The sequence below is a fragment of the Pseudomonas sp. PvP025 genome (genome assembly GCF_017832155.1).
In the GTDB taxonomy this organism is placed as follows: domain Bacteria; phylum Pseudomonadota; class Gammaproteobacteria; order Pseudomonadales; family Pseudomonadaceae; genus Aquipseudomonas.
In genome coordinates, this window is record NZ_JAFIBJ010000001.1 from 1838772 (window position 1) to 1862029 (window position 23258).

24 protein-coding genes are annotated in these 23258 nt (G+C 63.1%); 14 read left to right on the forward strand and 10 right to left on the reverse strand.

Annotated features, from left to right (window positions below):
• Positions 1-64: 64 nt before the first annotated feature.
• Entirely contained in the window at positions 65-2290 is a 2226-nt protein-coding gene (locus tag JOE32_RS07400; RefSeq protein WP_209982776.1) for a DNA internalization-related competence protein ComEC/Rec2, read from the reverse strand.
• 135 nt (positions 2291-2425) lie between these two features.
• Here JOE32_RS07400 and JOE32_RS07405 point away from each other — a divergent pair, with 135 nt between their 5' ends.
• From JOE32_RS07405 to JOE32_RS07420, 4 genes are all read left to right on the forward strand, one after another.
• The gene (locus JOE32_RS07405) at positions 2426-2941 is read left to right on the forward strand and encodes a DUF2062 domain-containing protein (RefSeq protein ID WP_209982778.1); all 516 of its coding nucleotides are present in this window, start codon (positions 2426-2428) and stop codon (positions 2939-2941) included.
• Between the two features lie 135 nt (positions 2942-3076).
• Positions 3077-5830, forward strand: a complete 2754-nt coding sequence (locus JOE32_RS07410; protein WP_209982780.1) for a response regulator — start codon at positions 3077-3079, stop codon at positions 5828-5830.
• An 81-nt stretch (positions 5831-5911) separates the two neighbouring features.
• The gene (locus JOE32_RS07415) at positions 5912-6352 is read left to right on the forward strand and encodes a hypothetical protein (protein ID WP_209982783.1); all 441 of its coding nucleotides are present in this window, start codon (positions 5912-5914) and stop codon (positions 6350-6352) included.
• Positions 6349-6750 carry an META domain-containing protein gene (locus tag JOE32_RS07420; protein ID WP_209982785.1) on the forward strand — a complete coding sequence of 134 codons (402 nt, stop codon included), beginning with the start codon at positions 6349-6351 and terminating at the stop codon, positions 6748-6750. Before JOE32_RS07415 ends, JOE32_RS07420 begins: the two co-directional genes overlap by 4 nt.
• Positions 6751-6882: 132 nt before the next feature.
• Here the strand turns inward: JOE32_RS07420 and JOE32_RS07425 are convergent, their stop codons facing one another.
• Positions 6883-7344, reverse strand: a complete 462-nt coding sequence (locus JOE32_RS07425) for a TlpA disulfide reductase family protein (protein ID WP_209982787.1) — start codon at positions 7342-7344, stop codon at positions 6883-6885.
• 115 nt (positions 7345-7459) lie between these two features.
• Here JOE32_RS07425 and arsC point away from each other — a divergent pair, with 115 nt between their 5' ends.
• Both arsC and wrbA read left to right on the forward strand, forming a co-directional pair.
• Positions 7460-7813, forward strand: coding sequence for an arsenate reductase (glutaredoxin) (gene arsC / locus JOE32_RS07430; protein WP_209982789.1), 354 nt, complete (start codon positions 7460-7462; stop codon positions 7811-7813).
• The gene (wrbA, locus tag JOE32_RS07435) at positions 7810-8415 is read left to right on the forward strand and encodes an NAD(P)H:quinone oxidoreductase (protein WP_209982791.1); all 606 of its coding nucleotides are present in this window, start codon (positions 7810-7812) and stop codon (positions 8413-8415) included. Before arsC ends, wrbA begins: the two co-directional genes overlap by 4 nt.
• An 81-nt stretch (positions 8416-8496) precedes the next feature.
• On the opposite strand, the gene JOE32_RS07440 is transcribed toward wrbA, so the two are convergent.
• The gene (locus tag JOE32_RS07440; protein WP_209982794.1) at positions 8497-9168 is read right to left on the reverse strand and encodes a DNA-3-methyladenine glycosylase I; all 672 of its coding nucleotides are present in this window, start codon (positions 9166-9168) and stop codon (positions 8497-8499) included.
• A gap of 67 nt (positions 9169-9235) precedes the next feature.
• Positions 9236-10060, reverse strand: coding sequence for a tRNA 2-thiocytidine(32) synthetase TtcA (ttcA, locus tag JOE32_RS07445; RefSeq protein WP_003232138.1), 825 nt, complete (start codon positions 10058-10060; stop codon positions 9236-9238).
• 178 nt (positions 10061-10238) lie between these two features.
• Between ttcA and JOE32_RS07450 the strand changes: the two genes are divergently transcribed.
• From JOE32_RS07450 to JOE32_RS07480, 7 genes are all read left to right on the forward strand, one after another.
• Entirely contained in the window at positions 10239-10733 is a 495-nt protein-coding gene (locus tag JOE32_RS07450) for a SprT family zinc-dependent metalloprotease (protein WP_209982796.1), read from the forward strand.
• A 169-nt stretch (positions 10734-10902) separates the two neighbouring features.
• The gene (tusD, locus tag JOE32_RS07455; RefSeq protein ID WP_209982798.1) at positions 10903-11295 is read left to right on the forward strand and encodes a sulfurtransferase complex subunit TusD; all 393 of its coding nucleotides are present in this window, start codon (positions 10903-10905) and stop codon (positions 11293-11295) included.
• Between the two features lies 1 nt (position 11296).
• Positions 11297-11647, forward strand: coding sequence for a sulfurtransferase complex subunit TusC (gene tusC / locus JOE32_RS07460; protein ID WP_209982799.1), 351 nt, complete (start codon positions 11297-11299; stop codon positions 11645-11647).
• Positions 11647-11925, forward strand: coding sequence for a sulfurtransferase complex subunit TusB (tusB, locus tag JOE32_RS07465; protein WP_209982801.1), 279 nt, complete (start codon positions 11647-11649; stop codon positions 11923-11925). The genes tusC and tusB overlap by 1 nt, the downstream gene beginning before the upstream one ends.
• Positions 11922-12257, forward strand: a complete 336-nt coding sequence (locus tag JOE32_RS07470; protein ID WP_209982804.1) for a TusE/DsrC/DsvC family sulfur relay protein — start codon at positions 11922-11924, stop codon at positions 12255-12257. The genes tusB and JOE32_RS07470 overlap by 4 nt, the downstream gene beginning before the upstream one ends.
• Positions 12254-13255: a glycosyl transferase family protein gene (locus JOE32_RS07475; RefSeq protein ID WP_209982806.1), complete on the forward strand. Its 1002-nt coding sequence runs from the start codon at positions 12254-12256 to the stop codon at positions 13253-13255. Before JOE32_RS07470 ends, JOE32_RS07475 begins: the two co-directional genes overlap by 4 nt.
• Before the next feature lie 88 nt (positions 13256-13343).
• Positions 13344-14339, forward strand: a complete 996-nt coding sequence (locus tag JOE32_RS07480; protein ID WP_209982808.1) for a glutathione S-transferase family protein — start codon at positions 13344-13346, stop codon at positions 14337-14339.
• A 224-nt stretch (positions 14340-14563) separates the two neighbouring features.
• Here JOE32_RS07480 and cysG read toward each other — a convergent pair whose 3' ends face one another.
• Genes cysG through JOE32_RS07510 form a run of 6 tightly spaced genes read right to left on the reverse strand, consistent with a single transcriptional unit; the run spans position 14564 to position 22066 of the window.
• Positions 14564-15958, reverse strand: coding sequence for a siroheme synthase CysG (gene cysG, locus JOE32_RS07485; RefSeq protein ID WP_209982811.1), 1395 nt, complete (start codon positions 15956-15958; stop codon positions 14564-14566).
• Positions 15959-17239, reverse strand: a complete 1281-nt coding sequence (gene serS, locus JOE32_RS07490) for a serine--tRNA ligase (RefSeq protein WP_209982812.1) — start codon at positions 17237-17239, stop codon at positions 15959-15961.
• Positions 17240-17255: 16 nt separating this feature from the next.
• On the reverse strand, positions 17256-17630 hold the full coding sequence (crcB, locus tag JOE32_RS07495; protein WP_209982814.1) for a fluoride efflux transporter CrcB: 375 nt from the start codon (positions 17628-17630) through the stop codon (positions 17256-17258).
• Positions 17630-18952 (reverse strand): replication-associated recombination protein A, encoded by a 1323-nt coding sequence (locus JOE32_RS07500; protein ID WP_209982816.1) that lies wholly within the window; start codon positions 18950-18952, stop codon positions 17630-17632. The genes crcB and JOE32_RS07500 overlap by 1 nt, the downstream gene beginning before the upstream one ends.
• A gap of 27 nt (positions 18953-18979) precedes the next feature.
• Positions 18980-19603 (reverse strand): outer membrane lipoprotein chaperone LolA, encoded by a 624-nt coding sequence (lolA, locus tag JOE32_RS07505; RefSeq protein ID WP_057007506.1) that lies wholly within the window; start codon positions 19601-19603, stop codon positions 18980-18982.
• A 54-nt stretch (positions 19604-19657) separates the two neighbouring features.
• The gene (locus JOE32_RS07510) at positions 19658-22066 is read right to left on the reverse strand and encodes a DNA translocase FtsK (protein WP_209982818.1); all 2409 of its coding nucleotides are present in this window, start codon (positions 22064-22066) and stop codon (positions 19658-19660) included.
• A 498-nt stretch (positions 22067-22564) separates the two neighbouring features.
• Here JOE32_RS07510 and aat point away from each other — a divergent pair, with 498 nt between their 5' ends.
• Positions 22565-23245, forward strand: coding sequence for a leucyl/phenylalanyl-tRNA--protein transferase (gene aat, locus JOE32_RS07515; protein ID WP_209982820.1), 681 nt, complete (start codon positions 22565-22567; stop codon positions 23243-23245).
• Positions 23246-23258: the final 13 nt, after the last annotated feature.

The following is a 23258-nucleotide window of genomic DNA, read 5'->3' on the forward strand; positions in this document are numbered from 1 at the left end:
TTTACCATATAGGTTCGGTCGCGGGGCCCGCCCGTCGCAGGCCGTGAGCGCGTTGGATAGCGAATCAGCGTAACGGTTCACGCCAGAAGCGGCGTTGCGCGCGTGCAACCGTGGCGGGCTCGAAAGCCCCCAACTGCAGGCGTACCGCACCCTGCTCGGCGCTGTCATACACCCGGCTGCCCACTGCGCGGTAACGCTCCAGCACCTGGGCGTGAGGATGGCCGAATGCATTGCCGCGCCCCCGCGAGATCAGCACCGACGTGGGCGCCAACTGCTGCACAAAGGGCCGCGACGACGAACTGCGGCTGCCATGGTGAGGGGCTTGCAGCCAGTCGGTGCGCAGCGCCAGCGGCGAGTCGAGCAACGCGCGCTCGGCAGCGCGATCGATATCGCCGGTGAGCAGCAACCGTTCGCCATTGGCCTGCACCTGCAACACGCAGGATTTCGGGTTACCGTCGACGGCACCGGGCCATTGCCACAGCTCGAATGACACACCGTCCCACTGCCAGCGTTCGCCGCTGATACAAGGTTGAGTGCCGAGAAACTCGGGCAGGCCGTCGGTTTCACCCCCCACCACACGCTTGACCGGCAGCCCGCGCGCCACCGCGGCCGCCCCGCCGGCATGATCGGCATCGGCGTGGCTGATCAGCATCAAATCCAGCGACGCGATGCCAAGCTTTTTCAGCGACGGCAACACCACCCGCGCGCCCAGGTCTGTGGCCCGCGAACGCGGGCCGGCATCGTAGAGCACACTGTGATGACGGGTGCGCAGGATAATCGCCTGCCCCTGGCCGACATCCAGCTGCACTACGTCCATCCGCCCATGGGGCACCAGCTCACGCGGCGTAAACACCGCCAGCAACAGCATCGGCCAACCCAACAGCCGAAAAGGCACACCGCTCGGCAGCAGCACGATCACCGCGCCGGCCAGACTCACCAGCCAATACCCCAGGGGCACTTCGGCCGGTATCCACGCAGGCAGGTGCGCCGCCAGCAGCGCCAGGCCCTGAAACAACAGGTCCAGCGCGCCGCCCGCCAACCACAGCAGGCCCTCCCCCACAAGCGGCACCGCCAGCAGGGCAGTCCCCAGCAATGCCAGCGGCAACACCACCAGGCTGATCCAGGGCACAGCGACCAGATTGGCAAGGGGAGCACTCAGGCTGATCGGCAAATCAAGCATCAACAACAGGGGAAAAAGACCGATGGCGATCAACCACTGCGCACGCGTCCAGGCCTGCCACAGGCGCCACGGGCCCAAGCGCCCGCCGAAGGCCAGTATCAACACCGCAACCGCACCGAACGATAACCAGAATCCGGGCTGCAGACTCGCCAGCGGTTCCAGCACCAGTACCCCGTTGAGTGCCAGCAGCAACGGCCACCAGGCACCCAGGTGGCGAAAACGCAACCGCCACAGCAGCACCAGCCCCACCATGACGCAGGCCCGCTGCACCGGCACGCCGAACCCTGCCAGCAAGCCGTAACCCAGCGCTGCAACAAAGGCCAGGCCGCAGGCCCAGGGCAACCACGGCCAGGTGGCGGGCCAGCAACCATAACGCGCCAGCAACGCGATCAGCCCGTAGATCAACCCCGCCAGCAGGCCAATGTGCTGGCCGGAGATCACCAGCAGGTGCACGGTGCCGGTGTCTTGCAGCACTTGCCAGTCTTCGTCCGCCAGCCCGGAGCCGTCGCCCAGCACCAGCGCGGCCAGCCCCGCTTCGCGGCCCTGGGCATCCACCGTCATCAGGCGTTGGCGCAGCGTATCGCGCCAGGCGTTGCGGGCCTGCGTCAGACGCTCGCCGTCCTTTACCGTACCGGTCGCGCCGATGCGCTGCGCCAACAGCCAGGCTTCGTGATCGAACCCCTGAAAGTTGAGCAGGCCGGACGGTCGCTTCAGGGTCACGGCCAACCGCCAGCGCTCGCCACTGTGCACCGCCGGCCCGCCGTGCCAGGACACCCGGATGCGCCTGGGCAAGCGGGTATGGCGTGACCGGCTGTCGGCCAGTTCGAAGCGCACGCCAGTGGATGTCTGCTGCGGTAACCCGACCACCCGCCCTTCCAGCCAACGCGTCTGGCCGTCCAGTGCGGAGGGCAATCGGTCATTCAGCGCCCACTGCGCACTGATGCACGCCCAACTCAAACCAAACAGGAAAAAGGCCAGCGCGAAGGTGCGAAACGGCAACAGCATCAAGGCCAGCACCAGCATGGCCAGCAGCCATCCCGTCGCTGGCAATGCGGGTAAAACACGCAGAGTCAGCAACCCCAGCGCCAATGCAAACATCCCTGTCTTCATGAATCATCCTTCTCAAATGACCCACTCAGTCTTAGCCGGGCGTCGGACGGCGCCTATGATGTTTTGTCACAAAGTCTGAATTTTCTGTTTATAGAATCCGGGCATACTTGCCCCTCGAACTGACCTGGACCCCTTATGCCCCGGCGCTTATTCAAACGGTACATGCCCGACCCCAGCAGTATCAGGGAACACAAGTCATTACAGTTTCTTGGGACCTTGCTGCATGACCCGAACCTCTGGCACCTGAACCGGCACTCGGTGGCGCGGGCCATGGCCGTGGGTCTGTTCGCGGCCTTTATCCCGATTCCCCTGCAGATGTTATTGGCCGCGGTGCTGGCCATCGTGGTGCGCGGCAACATGCCCATCGCCGTCAGCCTGGTGTGGCTGACCAACCCGATCACCATGCCGGTGGTGTTCGTGTGTACCTACATGACCGGCGCCTGGCTGATGAACGTGCCGCCGCGCAGCCTGCCCGACCACCTCACCTGGGAATGGATCAGCGGCCAGCTGAACACGCTGTGGCAGCCGTTCCTATTGGGTTCGGTGGTGCTGGGGCTGGTGCTTGGCGCACTGGCCTACTGCCTGACCATGGGCTACTGGCGCTGGTGGGTCGCGCGCCAATGGAAACGCCGCAAACTGCGCCGCCGCTGAAACCCGACACCCAGGCTCCCGCTCAACACCATTAATTTTCAGGATTCCAGGCCGCGCAAATGGCTACACTGCGCAGGTGGCGCGGGCCGGATGCCCGCGTGGAAGATTGATATCAGTGGTAGCAGGAGAAGTGGCGTGCTTAGAAGAATGGGAATTAAAGGCCGCGTACTGTTGCTGACCTTATTGCCGACCAGCCTGATGGCCGTGTTGCTGGGCGGTTATTTCACCTGGATGCAGCTCTCGGAACTGCAGACCCAATTGCTGCAACGCGGCGAAATGATCGCCGAACAACTGGCGCCGCTGGTGGCCCCGGCCCTGAGCAGCAAGAACGCCGACCTGCTGGAACGCATCGCCACCCAATCCCTTGAGCAGACGGACGTGCGCACCGTGTCGTTCCTCGCACCGGACCGCACGTCCCTGGCCCATGCCGGCCCGAGCATGCTCAACCCGCCGCCGACCGGTAACAGCTCACACCTGCTGCAACGCACCGGCAATGACGCCACGCGCTATTTGCTGCCGGTGTTCGGCCGCCATCGCAACCTGGCCGGCGAGCTGATCCCCGATGAAGCCGACCGCCTGCTGGGCTGGGTCGAGGTAGAGCTGTCCCATAACGGCATGCTGCTGCGCGGCTACCGCAGCCTGTTCGCCAGCCTCCTGCTGATCGCCGTCGGCCTGATCTTCACCGCCGCGCTGGCCCTGCGCATCAGCCGCACCATCAACGCGCCGATCGGCCAGATCAAGCAGGCCGTGGCCCAGCTCAAGGACGGCAACCTGGAAACCCGTCTGCCAGCGCTGGGCAGCCAGGAGCTTGACCAACTCGCCTCGGGCATCAACCGCATGGCCGAAACCCTGCAAAACGCCCGCGAAGAACTGCAACACAGCATCGATCAGGCCACCGAAGACGTACGCCAGAACCTGGAAACCATCGAAATCCAGAACATCGAGCTGGACCTGGCCCGCAAGGAGGCCCTGGAAGCCAGCCGCATCAAGTCGGAGTTCCTGGCCAACATGAGCCATGAGATCCGCACCCCGCTCAACGGCATCCTGGGCTTTACCCACCTGCTGCAAAAAAGCGAACTGTCGCCGCGCCAGCTGGATTACCTGGGCACCATCGAAAAATCCGCCGACAACCTGCTGGGCATCATCAACGAAATCCTTGATTTCTCGAAGATAGAGGCCGGCAAGCTGGTGCTCGACAGCGTGCCGTTCAACCTGCGCGACCTGTTGCAGGACACCCTGACCATCCTCGCCCCCGCCGCCCATGCCAAGCAGCTGGAACTGGTCAGCCTGGTGTACCGCGACACCCCGCTGGCGCTGGTCGGCGACCCGCTGCGCCTCAAGCAGATCCTGACCAACCTGATCAGCAACGCGATCAAGTTCACCCGCGAAGGCACCATCGTTGCCCGTGCAATGATCGAAGACGAACAGGAAGACAGCGTACAACTGCGCATCAGCGTGCAGGACACTGGCATCGGCCTGTCCAGCCAGGATGTGCGCGCGCTGTTCCAGGCGTTCAGCCAGGCTGACAATTCGCTGTCACGCCAGCCCGGCGGCACCGGCCTGGGGCTGGTGATTTCCAAGCGCCTGATCGAACAGATGGGCGGCGAAATCGGCGTCGACAGCACACCGGGCGAAGGCTCGGAGTTCTGGATCAGCCTCAACCTGCCCAAGACCCGCGACGATGTCGACGACCTGCCCTGCGCGCCGCTGCTCGGTCGCCGCGTCGCCGTGCTGGAAAACCACGAACTGGCGCGCCAGGCCCTGCAACATCAGTTGGAAGACTGCGGCCTGGCGGTCACGCCATTCAATACCCTGGAAAACCTGACCAACGGCATCACCAGCGCACACCAGACCGAACAGGCCATCGACCTGGCGGTGCTTGGCGTCACCGCCAACGACATTCCGCCCGAGCGCCTCAACCAGCACCTGTGGGACCTCGAACATCTGGGTTGCAAAGTGCTGGTGCTGTGCCCGACCACCGAGCAGATGCTGTTCAACCAGTCGGTGCCCAACCCCAACAGCCAGTTGCAGGCCAAACCGGCGTGCACGCGCAAACTGCGCCGTGCCCTGGCCGACCTGATCAGCCCGCGCCCCTTGCGCGCCGAGCCTGGCGAGCCGCTCTCCAGCCGTGCGCCGCGAGTGCTCTGCGTCGACGATAACCCGGCGAACCTGCTGCTGGTGCAGACCCTGCTCGAAGACATGGGCGCCAAGGTGCAGGCGGTGGACAGCGGTTACGCGGCGATCAATGCGGTGAAGCAGGAAACCTTCGACCTGGTGTTGATGGATGTGCAAATGCCGGGCATGGATGGACGCCAGAGCACTGAGGCGATTCGCCAGTGGGAAAGCGAACGCCACGGCACGCCGCTGCCGGTGGTCGCGCTCACGGCCCACGCCATGGCCAACGAAAAACGCGCGCTGCTGCAGAGCGGCATGGACGACTACCTGACCAAGCCGATCAGCGAACGGCAACTGGCCCAGGTGGTGTTGAAATGGACCGGCTTGGCCCTGCGCAACCAGGGCCCCGAGCGGGTCACTGAAAACCTCGGCCACGGCGTGCAACTGCTGGTGCTCGACCATGAAGAAGGCCTGCGCCTGGCTGCCGGCAAGACTGAGCTGGCGGCCGACATGCTCGCCATGCTGCTGGCGTCGCTGGAGGCCGACCGCCTGGCCATCACCGTCGCCCGCGAAGCCAACGACAATCAGGCCCTGATCGAGCGCGTCCACCGCCTGCACGGCGCCACGCGCTATTGCGGCGTGCCGCAACTGCGCGCCGCCTGCCAGCGCGCCGAAACCCTGCTCAAGCAGGACGATGCCAAGGCCGCGGCGGCGCTGGATGAACTGGACATGGCCATCACCCGGCTGGCCAGTGAGGCACGGGTGAGCGCCTGACTCCTGTTGATCAGCGGTCACATACCGGGCTCATGATAGGCCGGCACCCGTGATAGGATGCCGCGCCTATTTGGAGGATCCATGGCCGAACACGATTTCCGCTTCAGCTTGCTGAGCCCGCAACACACCCTGATCGAATGCCGCGCCCTGGTGCCGGGCCGTTACCAAGTGACCGGCAACGGCGGTTCGATCAAGCATGGCGACGTGCTGATCGTCACCCTGCGCGGCAGTAAAACCCTGTCGATGCGCCTGACTGTCGAAGGGGACGCACGCTACTCCATCCGCCCCGCTGGCCAGTGGGTCGCCATGGCCCACGGGCCGCAATTCGGCGAGCTTGAGATTCACACCTGGAAGGTCAACTGCGACAGCTGCGACAACGTGCTGGAGTTTGAATTTGCGGTGGAAACCAAGCTGACCAAAGCGCCGCTGCAGCCAGCGGCCAACGCGCGCATCAAGGCGTTGGGCTGGGCCAGCGATGGCGACAGGCACCGCTGCCCGAAATGCCAGCAGGCCGCGCAATGAGAGGCTTGTTGCTCATCGCCCTGGCGGCCGGCCTGAGCGGTTGCGCCGCTCACGCAGTCAAGCTCAAGCAGGATCACAGCTACGTGGTGGAATGGATCGGTGAACGGCCGCTGATGGATGACGCGAACCTGACCGTTACCCTCGGTGCCGATGGCCGCGCCTACGGCAACGGTGGCTGCAACCACTGGTTTGCGCCCTACACCGTGAACGGCGACACCCTCAGCTTCGGCAAGATCGGCAGCACCCGCAAGCTCTGCGCCGAGGCCTTGATGGAGCAGGAACAGCGCTTCTTCCAGGCCCTGCAAAGCGTGCAACGCTGGGACATCTCGCCTATCGAACAGACCCGCTTCTGGCCGGCCGAAGGCAAACCGATTCGCCTGTGGCTCGAAGAAGGCTGATCGCAAGGTTGGCGCAAACCCAATGTGGGAGGGGGCTTGCTCCCGATAGCGGTGTATCAGTCAATCGATGTATGGACTGACACTCTGCAATCGGGAGCAAGCCCCCTCCTACATTTTTTTGGGGTATGCCCTTTAGCCGCGCAACGCCTTGAGCTTGGCCAGCACCCCTGCCGCCGTCTGCTCGCCCATCAACTGCTCGCGCACCTTGCCCTTGTCGTCAATGATGTAGGTCACCGGCAACGCCTCGCTGCGCGGGATATCAAAGAGCTCTTCGGGGTTCTGCGCCAATACGGTGAACTTGATCCCCAGTTTCTCGCTGGCGGCCTTGAGTTCCTCGCCCTGCACATTGTCGAAATTGACCCCGAACACGCCGACGTTCTGGGCTTTCAACTGTTCAGACAACGCATTGAGCTCGGGGATTTCCGTGCGGCACGGGCCACACCATTCCGCCCAGTAGTTGACCACCACCCACTGCTTGTCGAGGCGCTCCGCCGCCACCTTCTGGCCGTACTGGTCGACGCCATAGTCGTTGCCGCAGCCGCTGAGCAGCAGGGTTGTGATGATCGCCAATGCACCGATCAGTCGCCTTGTCATGGAGTAATCCTTTGCAAAAATGAACGTGGGCTGCGACCGGTTGCCTCTTACGGTTTAAGGACGGGCCGCCACGCGGGTAGAATACCCGCCACCTTACGCAAGATGCGACCCGCACATGACCGATCTGACGCTTTATCACAACCCGCGCTGCTCGAAATCCCGCGGTGCGCTCGAACTGCTTGAAGCCCGTGGCCTCGCTCCGACCGTGGTGCGCTACCTCGAAACCCCGTTGAACGCCGCGCAACTGACGGCGTTGCTCGGCAAGCTCGGCATCACTGCGCGCCAACTGCTGCGCACCGGTGAAGACGAATACAAGACCCTCGACCTCGCCGACGCCACCTTGAGCGAAGCCCAGGTGATCGCCGCCATCGCCGCGCATCCGAAGTTGATGGAACGCCCGATCCTGGAAACCGCCGACAAGGCCGTCATTGGTCGCCCGCCCGAGAAGATACTGGAGATTTTGCCGTGAGTACGCCGTATGTGCTGGTGCTGTATTACAGCCGTAACGGCTCGGTGAGCGAGATGGCCCGGCAGATTGCCCGTGGCATCGAGCAAGGCGGGCTGGAAGCGCGCCTGCGCACGGTGCCGGCGATTTCCGCCGAGTGCGAAGCCGTGGCGCCGGGCATTCCGGAAGAAGGCGCAGTGTATGCGAGCCTGGATGACCTGAAGAACTGCTCGGCCCTGGCCCTGGGCAGCCCGACGCGCTTTGGCAACATGGCCGCGCCGCTCAAGTATTTTCTCGATGGCACCAGCAACCTGTGGCTCACCGGCGCCCTCGTCGGCAAGCCGGCCGGGGTGTTCACTTCCACCGCCAGCCTGCATGGCGGCCAGGAAACCACGTTGATGTCGATGCTGCTGCCGTTGCTGCACCACGGCATGCTGATCACCGGCCTGCCCTACAGCGAGCAGGCGCTGCTCGACACCCAGGGCGGCGGCACGCCCTATGGCGCGAGCCACCATGCCGGAGCGGACGGCAAGCGCCTGCTCGATCAACATGAAACCGCCCTGTGCCGCGCCCTGGGCCAGCGCCTGGCAAAAACCGCCCGGCTGTTGGACGGCCAACCGGGCTAAGGTCCTGCCACCCCGCTCCCACAGCTTGCAATGCATGCCAAATGTGGGAGCGGACTTACCGGAGAAGGGCTCATCTGGGTCTCAATGATTGACGGTATAAGCCAGCATCATCGACAACTGACACATCGGCCGCCCGCTCTCGGCGTGCCACTGGTTGAACGCGCCCTGCACCGCCGCGAGATCCCGCAGGCTGGTTGGCGCCCTGTCGACGATCTTCTGCGCATTCAGCGCCGCCACCACATCATCACTGGGCACAAAGGTGTCCTTGCCCACCATGCGCAAAAAGCGCGGCGCCGACAGCCCGCCCAACTGGTGGCCGTGCTTGCTCAGGCATTTCCATAAGCCGACGATGTCGGTCACCGGCCAGTCGGCGACAAAGGCGCCGAAGCTGCCCTTTTCCTGCTCGATATCCAGGATCATCTGCGCGTTGCGCGGCACGCTCTTGAGTTTGCCCAGGTGGCGGATGATGCGCGTGTCCTGCATCAGCCGTTCCAGGTGCTCGGCGCCCATCAACACGACTTTCTCCGGGTCGAAACCGAAGAATACCTGCTCGAATGCCGGCCACTTGGCGTCCACCACGCTGTGCTTCAGGCCTGCGCGAAACACCCGCAACGCCAGGGTCGACAGGTAGCGGTCATCGCTGATCTTGCGCAGCTGCGCGGCCGTTTTGGGCGTTGGCAGGTGGGCTTCCAGCTTGGCCGCCGAGCCGAAGCGGTTCAGACAATATTCGTTCAGCCACTTGTAATCGCGCATGCCCTCTCCCGGGGATTGAAATGAAAACGGCGCCCGTGAGCGCCGTCCTTCAGAGCGTTGCAGGGCCTCAGAGGTTCACTACATTGACGAAGCGCGAGGCGGCGCTCTCGTCGATACGCAGGCTGGTGAAGTCGAACAGGTTGCGGTCGGCCAACTGCGACGGGATCACGTTCTGCAGGCTGCGGAAGATGCTCTCGGTACGCCCGGGTGTCTTGCGCTCCCAGTCCAGCAGCATCTCCTTGACCACCTGGCGCTGCAGGTTTTCCTGGGAGCCGCACAGGTTGCACGGGATGATCGGGAACTGCTTGAGGTCGGAGTAGGCCTGGATATCCTTCTCGTTGCAATACGCCAGCGGGCGGATCACCACGTTGCGCCCGTCATCGGCGCGCAGCTTGGGCGGCATGGCCTTGAGCGAGCCGTTGAAGAACATATTGAGAAAGAAGGTTTCGACGATATCGTCGCGATGATGACCCAGGGCCATCTTGGTCGCGCCAATCTCGTCGGCAAAGGTGTAGAGCGTGCCCCGGCGCAGGCGCGAGCACAGCGAGCAGGTGGTCTTGCCTTCGGGAATCAGTTCCTTGACCACCGAATAGGTGTCCTTCTCGACGATGTGGTACTCCACGCCCAATGCCTTGAGGTAGGCCGGCAGCACATGCTCGGGAAACCCCGGTTGTTTCTGGTCCATGTTGACGGCAACGATGTCGAACTTGATCGGCGCGACCTTTTGCAGGTGCAGCAACACATCGAGCATCGTATAGCTGTCTTTGCCGCCGGAGAGGCAGACCATGACCTTGTCGCCGTCCTCGATCATGTTGAAATCGGCAACCGCCTCACCGGCCAGGCGACGCAGGCGTTTTTGCAGTTTGTTCTGGTTGACCGTAAGAGTGCCCATGGCGCTTGGATCCGCTGGAGGTGTGTGACGAAAAGCGCAGCATTTTACCGATAAGGCCGGAGAAGTTCCAATGCGCCCGCTGAGCCTTTAAACCCTGGGCAATGACCATTCGGCGCCTGACAGATTCGGAAACACCCCGCTTTGCGGCATACTGGACCGCTCTGGAGATAGATACAGCATGTCCGAGCCACTCAATACCCGCGTCGAAGATTGTTTCCTGCAAGCCGAATCCTTTTTCAAACGAAGCTTCAAACGCCCCCGGATCAGCCTCAAGCTGCGGGGCCAGAAAGCCGGTGTCGCGCATTTGCACGAAAATCTGCTGCGCTTCAATCCACAGCTGTACCGCGAAAACAGCCAGCACTTCCTGAAGCAGACCGTGGCCCATGAGGTGGCGCATCTGATTGCCCACCAATTGTTTGGCGAGCGCATCCAGCCCCATGGCGAGGAATGGCAACTGATCATGCGCGGCGTTTATGAACTGCCGCCGGATCGCTGTCACACCTATGCGGTGAAGCGCCGCCAAGTCACTCGCTACATCTACCGATGCCCGTGTGCGGACAGCGACTTTGCGTTTTCCGCGCAGCGCCATGGCATGGTGGCCCAGGGGCGCAGGTATCTGTGTCGGCGGTGTCGGCAGACGTTGGTGTTCAGCGGGGAAACCCGCGTGGAATAAGGGCCTCATCGGGAGCAAGCCCTCTCCCACAGCGATCTGCGCTTAACTGACTGGCATTGGGGCTTGCCTGCGATAGCGCACGGCCCCGTCACCCCACTGTTTTGATCACGGCGGGCTTTTTCGCAGCCGCCGCTTTATCATGAGGCTACGTTTGTTTGCCGAGTGTTCCATGAAGTTCGCGATTGCACTGTATAGCGCCGCCCATGCGCCCTCCTCGCGCCGCGCCTTGCTGTTCGCCCAGGCGGTATTGGCCGGCGGGCACGACATTGTGCGGCTGTTCTTCTATCAGGACGGCGTGTACAGCGCGTCCAACAACATCGTTGCGCCGCAGGATGAGCAAGACATTGCGCGCCAGTGGCGTGATTTTGTCAGCCAGCATCAGCTTGACGGCGTGGTGTGCATCGCCGCCGCCCTGCGCCGTGGCGTGCTTGACCGCGACGAAGCCACCCGTTATCAGCGCAGCGCGGTGAATCTGGATGCGCCCTGGGCGCTGTCGGGCCTGGGGCAACTGCATGACGCCATCCAGGACGCCGACCGCCTGATCTGTTTTGGAGGGCCGTGACATGTCCAAATCCTTGTTGGTGATCAGCCGCCAGGCGCCGTGGTCCGGCCCAAGCGCGCGGGAAGCCCTGGATATCGTGCTGGCCGGTGGCGCATTCGATCTGCCGATCGGCCTGCTGTTCATGGACGACGGCGTGTTTCAGTTGGCCTCGGACCAGAACGCCAGGGCCGTGCAGCAAAAGGATCTGAGCGCCAACCTGCAGGCGCTGGAGTTGTTCGGCATCGACGATGTGTTCGCCTGCAACCACAGCCTGGAAGTACGCGGACTGAATGCGCCGGCCAGCGCCCAAGGCCTGGGCAGCGACGCCATTGCCCAATTGATCGACCGTTACGACCAGGTGATAACCCTCTGATGTCGACTCTCCATGTGCTCTCCCACTCCCCGTTCACCGACAGCCGTCTCGACAGCTGCCTGCGCATCTGTGGCGCCGAGGACGCGATTCTGCTCTGCGGCGACGGCGCCTACGGCCTGCAAAATGCCGCGCTGCAAGGCAAGGGCGTGAAAGTCTTCGTGCTGGCCGAAGACAGCCAGGCGCGCAACCTGCCACTGCCCGACTGGGCCGACAGTGTCGATTACCCCGGCTTCGTGCAGCTATCCGTCGGCTACGACAAGGTCAACACCTGGCTATGAACACCCTCACCGTAGGCGCGCGCTGCCTCGAACTGGACAAGGACGGCTACCTCGTCGACCTCAACGACTGGTGCGTGGACGTCGCCAACGCCCTCGCCGCTGCCGAAGGCCTGGCATTGACCCCCGCTCACTGGGAAATCCTCGAGTTGCTGCGCGGCTTTTATGCCGAGTTCCAGTTGTCTCCGGCCACGCGCCCGCTGATCAAGTACACCGCCTTGAAGCTGGGCCCGGAAAAGGGCAACAGCCTGCACCTCAACAAACTGTTCAACGGCACTCCCGCCAAACTCGCCGCCAAACTGGCGGGCCTGCCCAGGCCGACGAATTGCTTATGACCGACTTTGCCCCACTGACCCTCGCTACGCCCGAAGAGCACCCGTTTGCGCCGTTCGTGCGCATCCTCGGCAAAGGCAAGCGTGGCGCGCGCAACCTGACCCGCGCCGAAGCCCGCGAAGCCATGGGCATGTTGCTCGACGAAAAGGTCGAGGACACCCAGCTCGGCGCCTTCCTGATGCTGCTGCGCCACAAGGAAGAGAGCCCGGAAGAACTCGCCGGCTTCACCGAAGCCGTGCGCGAGCGCCTGAACGCGCCGGCGTTGAATGTGGACATCGACTGGCCCACCTATGCCGGCAAAAAGCGCCACCTGCCGTGGTTCCTGCTGGCGGCCAAGTGCCTGGCGCAGAACGGCGTGCGCATCCTGATGCACGGCGGCGGCGCGCACACCGCCGGGCGGCTGTACACCGAGCAATTGCTTGAAACCCTGCAAATCCCCCTGTGCCGCACCTGGCAACAGGTCGAGGCGGCTTATGAGCATGGCAACCTGGCGTTTATCCCGCTGGGCGATTGGGCGCCGCAGTTGCAACGCATGATCGACCTGCGCAACACCCTGGGCCTGCGTTCGCCGATCCACTCGCTGGCGCGCCTGCTCAACCCGCTGAAGGCCCGTTGCGGCCTGCAAAGCATTTTCCATCCGGGCTACCAGGGCGTGCACCGCGACGCCAGCGGCCTGCTGGGCGATAACGTGATCGTGGTGAAAGGCGACGGCGGCGAAATCGAGATCAACCCCGACACCCTCAGCCATTTGTACGGCACCACCGGCGGCCAGAGCTGGGACGAAGAGTGGCCTGCCCTCTCCGCCCAGCGCCACGTCAAACCGGCCAGCCTTGAGCCCGAGCACTTGACAGCGCTGTGGCGCGGCGATGTCGAGGACAGCTACCCGCAACTGGCACTGATCGCGACCATGGCGCTGGCCCTGCGCGGTCTTGGCCAGCCACGGGAGCAGGCGTTCGAACTGGCCCGGCACTACTGGTTAGCGCGGGACAAATCGATTTAATCGATGATTGTCGCCGGGTATTTGCGCTTTTAGTTCGAACTCACGCCTTTAGACTGGGCTCCAACGCTTATTAGCCAAGGAGCCAATCATGGGTTTGCTGATCGAAGGACACTGGAAAGACCAGTGGTACGAAAGTAGCGCAGATGGCGCTTTCCAACGCGAACAGGCACAACGTCGTCACTGGGTGACCGCCGACGGCGCGCCCGGCCCGAGCGGCGAAGGTGGTTTCAAGGCCGAAGCGGGCCGCTATCACCTCTACGTGTCGCTGGCGTGCCCGTGGGCGCACCGCACCTTGATTCTGCGCACACTCAAGGGGCTGGAAAGCCTGATTGACGTGTCGGTGGTCAGTTGGTTGATGCTGGAAAACGGCTGGACCTTCGACAAGGCCCACGGCTCCACAGGCGACGCTCTGGATGATTTCCAGTTCATGCACCAGCGCTATACCGCCGACACCGCCGATTACACTGGGCGCGTCACCGTGCCGGTGCTGTGGGACAAAAAACTCAAGCGCATCGTGAGCAACGAATCGGCGGAGATCATCCGCATGTTCAACAGCGCGTTCAACGCGTTGACCGGCAACACCCTGGACTTCTACCCCGAGCCACTGCGCCCGACCATCGACGCACTGAACGAGCGCATCTACCCGGCCGTCAACAACGGCGTGTACCGCGCGGGCTTTGCCACGTCGCAGCAGGCGTATGAAAGTGCATTTGATGATGTGTTTGCCGAGCTGGACCAGCTGGAACAGCACCTGGGCACGCATCGCTACCTGGCCGGTGAGTACCTGACCGAGGCGGATGTGCGCTTGTTCACCACGCTGATTCGCTTTGATGCGGTGTATTACAGCCACTTCAAGTGCAACCTGCGGCGCATTGCCGATTATGCGAATTTGTCGAACTGGCTACGGGAGATGTATCAGTGGCCGGGGGTGGCCGAGACGGTGGATTTTGCGCATATCAAGGGGCATTACTATGCGAGCCATCGCACGATCAATCCGACCGGGATCGTGCCGAAGGGGCCGCTGCTGGGGTTTGATGGCGAGCATGATCGCAACAGGCTGACTGGCCAGGGCGTTCACGGCTGACTGCACAACTCTGGGAAGCGGGCCTGCCTTCAGTCAAGCGCAGACTCCCTGTGGCGAGCAGGCTTGTCCTGCGTTGGGCTGCGCAGCAGCCCCAAAACCAGACGCTGAGCCGTATCAGGTACACCGCGTTTTGCTCGATTGGGGGCGCTTCGCACCCCAACGCGGGGCAAGCCCGCTCGCCACAATAAGCCCACAAACCCCGGGGTTGCCATCAGGAGGCGATGTCAGACCTGGGATTGGGCGCCTTCGAACCATTTGAGTTTTTCACGCAACACCACCACCTCACCCACGATCACCAGTGTCGGCGCATGCACTTCATGCTCCGCCACCATGCGCGGCAGGTCGGCGAGGGTGCCGGTGAATACGCGCTGGTTGGCGGTCGTCCCCTGCTGGATCAACGCAGCCGGGGTGTCCGGCGCGCGGCCATGCTGGATCAGCTGTTCGCAGATGATCGGCAACCCAATCAACCCCATGTAAAACACCAGGGTCTGCGACGGGCCGACCAGGTCCCGCCAGGGCAGGTCCGAGGTGCCGTTCTTCAAATGCCCGGTGATGAAACGCACCGATTGCGCATAGTCGCGGTGGGTCAGCGGAATCCCGGCATAGGCCGCGCACCCGCTGGCCGCAGTGATCCCCGGGACTACCTGGAACGGGATGCCATGGGCCGCCAGCTCTTCGATTTCTTCCCCGCCACGTCCAAAAATGAACGGATCGCCCCCCTTGAGGCGCAGCACGCGCTTGCCCTGTTTGGCCAGGCTGACCAATTGCTGGTTGATCTGCTCCTGCGGCACCGCGTGTTCAGCGCGGCGCTTGCCAACGTAGACACGCTCAGCATCGCGACGACACAGATCCAGAATCGCCGGTGCCACCAGGCGGTCATACAGCACCACATCGGCCTGCTGCATCAGGCGCAGCGCGCGGAAGGTCAGCAGGTCCGGATCGCCCGGGCCGGCGCCTACCAGATACACTTCGCCCGGCGCATAAGGCGGCGCACCGTTGACCTTTTCGATCAACAGGCGCTCGGCTTCAGCCCCCTGCCCGGCCAACTGACGGTCGGCAATCGGGCCTTGAAACACCTCTTCCCAGAACGCACGGCGTTGCTGCACATCCGGGTACAAACCTTTGACCTGAGCGCGAAAGCGTGCCGCCAGGCCGGCCAGTTGACCGTAAGTCGATGGAATCCAGGTTTCCAGCTTGGCGCGAATCAACCGCGCCAGCACCGGCGCATCGCCGCCGCTGGACACTGCGATCACCAGCGGCGAGCGGTCGACAATCGCCGGGAAGATCACGCTGCACAACGCCGGCGCATCCACCACATTGACCGGCACACAACGGCGCTTGGCATCATTGGACACTTGCGCGTTCAACGGCTCGTCGTCGGTGGCCGCAATCACCAGCACGCAACCGTCGAGGTCAGCCTCCTGATAACCGCGCAGCACGACCTCCCCGCCACTGCCCAGCACCAGTTCACGCAACTGACCTTCGACCTGGGGAGCAACCACCTGCAGCAACGCACCGGCTTCGGCCAGCAGGCGGGATTTGCGCAAGGCAATTTCCCCACCGCCAACCACCAGTACACGACTGCCGCGCAGGTTATGAAACAGCGGCAGAAATTCCATTTAACCGATGACCTCGACACCCGCCATGTAAGGCTTGAGCACCTCCGGCACGCGGATCGAACCGTCTGCCTGCTGGTAGTTTTCCAGCACGGCCACCAGGGTACGGCCAACGGCCAGGCCCGACCCGTTGAGGGTGTGCACCAGTTCCGGTTTGCCGGTTTGCGGGTTACGGAAACGCGCCTGCATACGCCGCGCCTGGAAATCGCCGCAGTTGGAGCACGACGAAATCTCGCGGTATTTGTCCTGGCTCGGCACCCACACTTCCAGGTCGTAGGTCTTCACGGCGCTGAAGCCCATGTCGCCGGTGCACAGCGCCAGCACACGATAAGGCAACTCCAGCAGCTGCAGCACGCGTTCGGCGTTGGCGGTCAGGCCTTCAAGGGCCTCCATCGATTTGGCGGGTTCGACCACCTGCACCATTTCAACCTTGTCGAACTGGTGCTGGCGGATCATGCCGCGGGTATCACGACCCGAGGCACCGGCTTCGCTGCGGAAACACGGGCTGTGGGCGACGAATTTGAGCGGCAGCTGCCTGGCGTCGAGGATCTCGCCGGCGACGATGTTGGTCAGCGACACTTCGGCGGTCGGGATCAGGTACAGGTCGGCTTCGCCATCGCGGCTGATCTTGAACAGGTCTTCTTCGAACTTGGGCAACTGGCTGGTGCCCATCAGCGCCGGCGCCTGCACCAGGTAAGGCGTGTAGGCTTCCTCGTAACCGTGCTCGGCGGTGTGCAGGTTGATCATGAACTGCGCCAGGGCGCGATGCATGCGTGCAATCGGGCCGCGCAGCAAGGCAAAGCGCGCGCCGGACATCTTCGCAGCGGTTTCGAAATCCAGGCCGCCGGTCAATTCGCCCAGGGCGACGTGGTCCTTGATCTGGAAATCAAACGCTTTGGGCGTGCCCCAGCGACGCACTTCGACGTTGCCGTCTTCGTCGGCGCCAATCGGCACTGACTCATGAGGGATGTTGGGGATGCCGAGCAGGATCGAATCCAGCTCGGACTGGATCCTGTCCAGCTCGACCTTGCCCTCGGACAGCTCGCTGCCCATGCGCTCGACGTCCGCCATCAACGGCGCGATGTCTTCGCCGCGCTGCTTGGCCTGGCCAATGGATTTGGAGCGCGCATTACGGTCAGCCTGCAGTGCTTCGGTGCGGGTCTGGACGGTCTTGCGCTGTTCTTCCAGCGCTTCGATGCGCGCAACATCCAAGGCAAAGCCACGGGATGCCAGGCGGTCCGCTACGTCCTGAAGGTTGCTACGTAACAGTTTGGAATCGAGCATGTCGGTCTCTCGTTTATCAAAGTTTGGTCAAGGACAGGCCGGCCCAGGTGGCGAGCAGCCCGCCGAACACGCTGATGCCCAGGTACCCGAAGGCGACCAGGGCCTGGCCGCTTTCCAGCAGGCGCAGCGTGTCCAGTGAAAAGGATGAAAAGGTCGTCAGACCGCCTACAAAGCCGACAATCAAGCCGGCGCGAATCTCAATCGGCACGTCCGGACGCAACAGGAACCAGCCGTACAACAGCCCGATAATCAGGCACCCCACCAGATTGACCGCCAGGGTCGCCGCGTAAAAATGCTTCGGCCAGTTGGCGCTCACCCACGTCCCGGTGGCGAAACGCAATAATGTACCAGCGATGCCGGCAGCGGACACGGCAAGAATCGTCTTGAGCACTACTTTCTCCGTTGCCTGGGGCTGAGACGGTCGAGTTGAGCGAGGTGATTGAGCTTTTCGCCGATCTTCAGCTCCAGGCCACGGGGCACCGGCTGGTAGAGCGGCAATGGCTCAAGCTCATCGGGGAAATAATCTTCGCCGGCGGCGTAGGCGTCCGGCTCATCGTGGGCGTAGCGGTATTCATCGCCGTAGCCCAATTGCTTCATCAGCTTGGTCGGCGCATTGCGCAGGTGCATCGGCACTTCGAGGGAGCCGTGTTCGGCCGCCGCGCGCAATGCCGACTTGAAGCCCATGTACACCGCATTGCTTTTTGGCGCGCAGGCGAGATACGTGATGGCCTGGGCCACCGCCAACTCCCCTTCGGGGCTGCCGAGGCGCTCCTGCACGTCCCAGGCGGCGAGGCACAGACTCAGGGCGCGCGGGTCGGCGTTGCCGATGTCCTCGCTGGCCATGCGCACCACACGCCGCGCCAGGTACAGCGGGTCGCAACCGCCATCGATCATCCGCGCAAACCAGTACAACGCGCCGTCCGGGTTGGAGCCGCGCACCGATTTGTGCAGCGCCGAAATCTGGTCGTAGAAGGCTTCGCCGCCCTTGTCGAAACGTCGACGCGTATCGCCCAACAGGCTTTGCAGGAGATCGACGCCAATCTCGCTGCCGTCTTCGGCCAGGTCCGAAGCGTTTTCCAGCAGGTTGAGAAAACGCCGGCCATCGCCATCGGCGGCGGTGAGCAAAATCTGAAAGCCTTCGTCGCTGACGCTCAACTGGCGCTTGCCCAGGCCCTTGTCTTCGCCCAGGGCGCGCTGCAACAGCTTCTGCATGGCGGCGGCGTCCAGGCTCTTGAGCACATAGACCCGCGCCCGCGAGAGCAAGGCGTTGTTGAGTTCGAAAGAGGGGTTTTCGGTGGTGGCGCCGATAAAGATCAGCGTGCCGTCCTCGACGTAGGGCAGGAACGCATCCTGCTGCGACTTGTTGAAGCGATGCACTTCGTCGACAAACAGGATGGTGCGCTTGCCGTACTGGCCGGCCTGCTGCTTGGCGACTTCCACCGCCTGGCGGATTTCCTTGACCCCGGCGAGTACCGCCGAGACCGTTTCAAAGTGAGCGTCCGAGACCTTGGCCAGCAGCCGCGCCAGGGTGGTCTTGCCCACACCGGGCGGCCCCCAGAAGATCATCGAGTGCAGCGCACCCTGCTCCAGGGCTTCGCGCAGGGGCTTGCCGCGCGCGAGCAGGTGTTCCTGACCGACATACTCATCCAGGTTGGTCGAGCGCAGGCGCGCGGCCAGGGGCTGGGCAATCGGATCACTTCGAAACAGGTCCATGGGCAGCGTTTGTAACCTCTGGGCAGATTATTCCTGGATCACGTCGGCACCCTTGGGGATGTCGAACTTGAACCGGGACGCAGGCACCGGCGTATTGGCCTTGACCCCGGTGAACAGGATATCGGTGCGCTGGCCGACGCTGTCGATCAGGCGCATGTTGTTGATCACGCCATTGCCGAACGACAGTTGCAGGCTGTCAAACAGCGTGTCTTTGGATTTTGGCTTGAGGGTGAACTCAATCACGTTGCTGGTTTGCTTGGAGGTGATGTCGAAGCTGTCGTTGATTTTCGACACATCACCGGACAGCAGCAGCGCCGGGGTCTGATTCAGCCGCGGGTCGAGCTTCTTGATGGTCGCCTGCTCCAGGTCCGGGTCCCACAGCGTGACCTTCTGGCCGTCGGAGACGATGGTCTGCTCGGACTTGCCTTCGGTGTGCCAATAGAACAGGCCGGGGCGCTGCACGGCCATCTCGCCGGCGGTTTCCTGCAAGCGGGTGCCGCCGGCGTCCAGGGTCAGCTGGGAGAAGCGCGCGGTGAGGGTCTGGGATTTGTCCAGCAGGTTTTTCAGGCTGGCGACGGAGGCCGGGTCGGCGTGGGCCGAAACAGCAGTCAGGGCCAGGGCCGGCAACAACAGCATGCGGATAAGGCGCATGGGAGTCCTCATTGAGTAATCAGGGCGCGCCGCGTGCTGCCACGCGGCGCGAGGTCAGTCGCGCGCCTGCCCGGGGGCAATGACTTCACGCGAGCCGTTGGTGTTCATTGCGGTGACGACGCCGGCGTTTTCCATCGATTCGATCATGCGCGCGGCGCGGTTGTAGCCGATCTTCAGCTTGCGCTGCACGGCGGAGATCGAGGCGCGACGGCTTTCCAGCACGAAGGCCACGGCCTCGTCGTAGAGCGCATCGGTTTCGGCATCATCGTCGCCACCGCCGCTGCCGCCGTCGAAGCCGCTGCCGGCCTCTTCCACACCGGCGAGGATGTCGTCGTTGTATTCCGGCGCACCGCGCAGTTTCCACGCTTCCACCACACGGTGCACTTCATCATCGGACACGAAGGCGCCGTGCACGCGAATCGGCAGGCTGGTGCCGGGCGGCATGTAGAGCATGTCGCCGTGGCCCAGCAACTGCTCGGCGCCGCCCTGGTCGATGATGGTCCGTGAGTCGATCTTGCTCGACACCTGGAACGCCATGCGGGTCGGAATATTGGCCTTGATCAGGCCGGTGATCACGTCCACCGACGGGCGCTGGGTGGCGAGGATCAGGTGGATACCGGCGGCACGCGCCTTCTGCGCGATCCGCGCGATCAGTTCTTCGACCTTCTTGCCGACGATCATCATCATGTCGGCAAATTCGTCGACCACCACCACGATGGTCGGCAGCTTGGTCAGCAGCGGCGCCTCGTCGTGAATGCTTTCACGTTTGTACAGCGGATCGGTCAGCGGCGTGCCGGCGTCCTGGGCTTCCTTGACCTTGGCATTGAAGCCCGACAGGTTACGCACGCCCATCTTGGCCATCAGCTTGTAGCGCCGCTCCATCTCGGCCACGCTCCAGCGCAAGGCGTTGGCGGCGTCCTTCATGTCGGTGACCACCGGGCACAGCAGGTGCGGAATGCCTTCGTAGATCGACAGTTCGAGCATCTTCGGGTCGATCATGATCAGCTTGGCGTCGTCCGGGCCGGACTTGAACAGGATCGACAGGATCATCGCGTTCACGCCCACCGACTTACCGGAACCGGTGGTACCGGCCACCAGCAGGTGAGGCATTTTCGCCAGGTCCGTGATCACCGGCTTGCCGCCGATGTCATGACCCAGGGCCAGGGTGACCGGCGATTTGAAGTTGTCGTATTCCGGGGTCGACAGCACCTCGGAGAAGCGCACGATCTGGCGGTCCTCGTTGGGAATCTCGATACCCACGGTGGTCTTGCCGGGGATCACTTCCACCACGCGCACGCTGGTCACCGCCAGGGAACGCGCCAGGTCTTTGGCCAGGTTGGAAATACGGCTGACCTTTACACCGGCGGCCGGCTGGATTTCGTAACGGGTGATCACCGGGCCCGGGTGGATCGAGTCCACCGAGACTTCGACGCCGAATTCCTTGAGCTTGATTTCCAGCAGATGGCCGACTGCCGCCAGGGATTCCGGGGAATAGTTGAGTTGTTTCTTTTCGGCCGGGTCGAGAATCGAGATCGGCGGCAAGGTGCCTTCCACCGCGCTGTCGATGAACAACGGCGCCTGTTTCTCTTTCTGCACGCGATTGCTCGGCTCGGGAGCCTTTGTCGGTGCCGGGGCGATCACCGGCGGCACCTGCTTCTCGCGGTCCGACATGTGTTTGCTCAGGGCCTGCTCGCGCTCGATCAGGCGTTCCTTGACCTTGGCCTGCTCACGGCGGTCCGGCGTGGTCGGCGCGACCACCTCGTTGACGCGGGTGTCCACCTCGCGCAACTGCGCCACCATGCGTTTGCGCTCGACACGCGCCGACCACCAGCGGTTGGCGGCACCCTGGAACAGCTCCAGCAGGTCGAGGGTGATCTTGCCGGTCACGTCCATCACCTTGAACCACGACAGGTCGGTGAACACCGTGAGGCCAAACAGGAACAGCGCGATGAACATCAGCGTGCTGCCCTGGATATTCAGGCTCTTGCGTGCCAGGTCGCCGAGGCTTTCGCCCAGCGCACCGCCCGCACCCGCCGGCAGGCCGGTGGGCGCATGAAAGTGAATATGCGCCAGCGCGGCGCCGGACAGCACGAGGAATACCAGACCGATCAGGCGCCAGGAGAACAGCCAGCCGCTCCACTGCCACGGCTCGTGACGCTGGCGGAAGATCTGCCAGGTCTTGATCGCCAGCAGCAACGGGAAGATATAGGCGAAGTAACCCAACACCATGAACAGGATATCGGCGCTGTAGGAACCGGCAGGCCCGCCGAAGTTCTGCACGTCTTCGATCTTGCTGTTGTGGCTCCAGCCCGGATCGTCCTTGCCGTAGGTAAGCAAGGCCATCATCAGGAACAGGCACAGGGCACCGATGGCGATCAGCGCACCTTCCTTGAGTCGGTAGTGCAGGTGCTGGCGCCAGGCCGGCACGACTGCTGCTTTGGGTGTTGCGGCGGATTTCTTCAAAACGGGTCTTTTCCTGCGCCTTTGGCGCGTCCATCTGTTGAATGACTGCACATGCTGCCCAATCCGAGCAGCTGAAAAATGAACGAATGTCGGTAAATCTACTGTTAATACAGGGCGTTGGACAGGCGAAACGACGATAACGCCACGATGGCCGCATTGTACGGGTTTGCGTGCGTGATGCCACACACTTGCCCCTCACCCGCCAGCCTGGATAATTGGCGTGTCATGGCCTGTTCAATTTGAGCATGCATTGCCTTAGCTGACAAAGGCTTATGCGTGGTTTTTATCATTCAAGGCAAGCTTGGCAAAGGGCCTGCATTGGCGCGACCCGATTACGACCGCACCCCTTGCGCAGAGTTGCAGAAACACTCGTTTACGCTAATACCCGACAATGTGCCCTTCGTACTGGCCGTGCGCTGCCACCTCGACAATAATCACCGCTCAAGCGGCAGGCGTCATATCTGCCACTCCCCTCCCCTTCTGCAAAGCCTGGATGCCATGCTGACCTGGTTACAACGCGACACCCTGACTTTTCCGCCGCTGGCCAAAGCCATGCGTGAACCCAATGGCTTGCTGGCCGCCGGTGGCGACCTGTCGGCCGAACGGCTGATCCAGGCTTACCGCCACGGCTGCTTTCCCTGGTTCTCCGAGGGGCAGCCGATTCTCTGGTGGTCGCCGGACCCGCGCACGGTGATATTCCCCGACGAACTGCATGTCTCACGCAGCCTGGGCAAGTTGCTGCGCCAGCAGCGTTACAGCGTGACGTACGATCAGGACTTCGCTGCGGTGATCCAGGCCTGCGCGGCGCCGCGCAGCTACGCCGACGGCACCTGGATCACCGAAGGCATCCAGAGCGCGTACCTGGCCCTGCATCAGCGCGGTTATGCGCATTCGGTGGAGGTATGGGACGGCGGTGAACTGGTGGGCGGGCTGTATGGCCTGGCGATGGGCCAGTTGTTCTTTGGCGAATCCATGTTCAGCCGCGCCGACAATGCCTCGAAATTCGGCTTTGTCACCCTTGCCCGCCAATTGCAGGCCTGGGGGTTCGTGCTGATCGACTGCCAGATGCCCAACGATCATCTGCACAGCCTGGGCGCCCGCGCCATCCCGCGCAGGGAATTCGCCGATTTCCTGCACAAACATCTGGATCAGCCCAACGCAGGCCCGTGGGTTTCCTAGGCGACATCCGCGC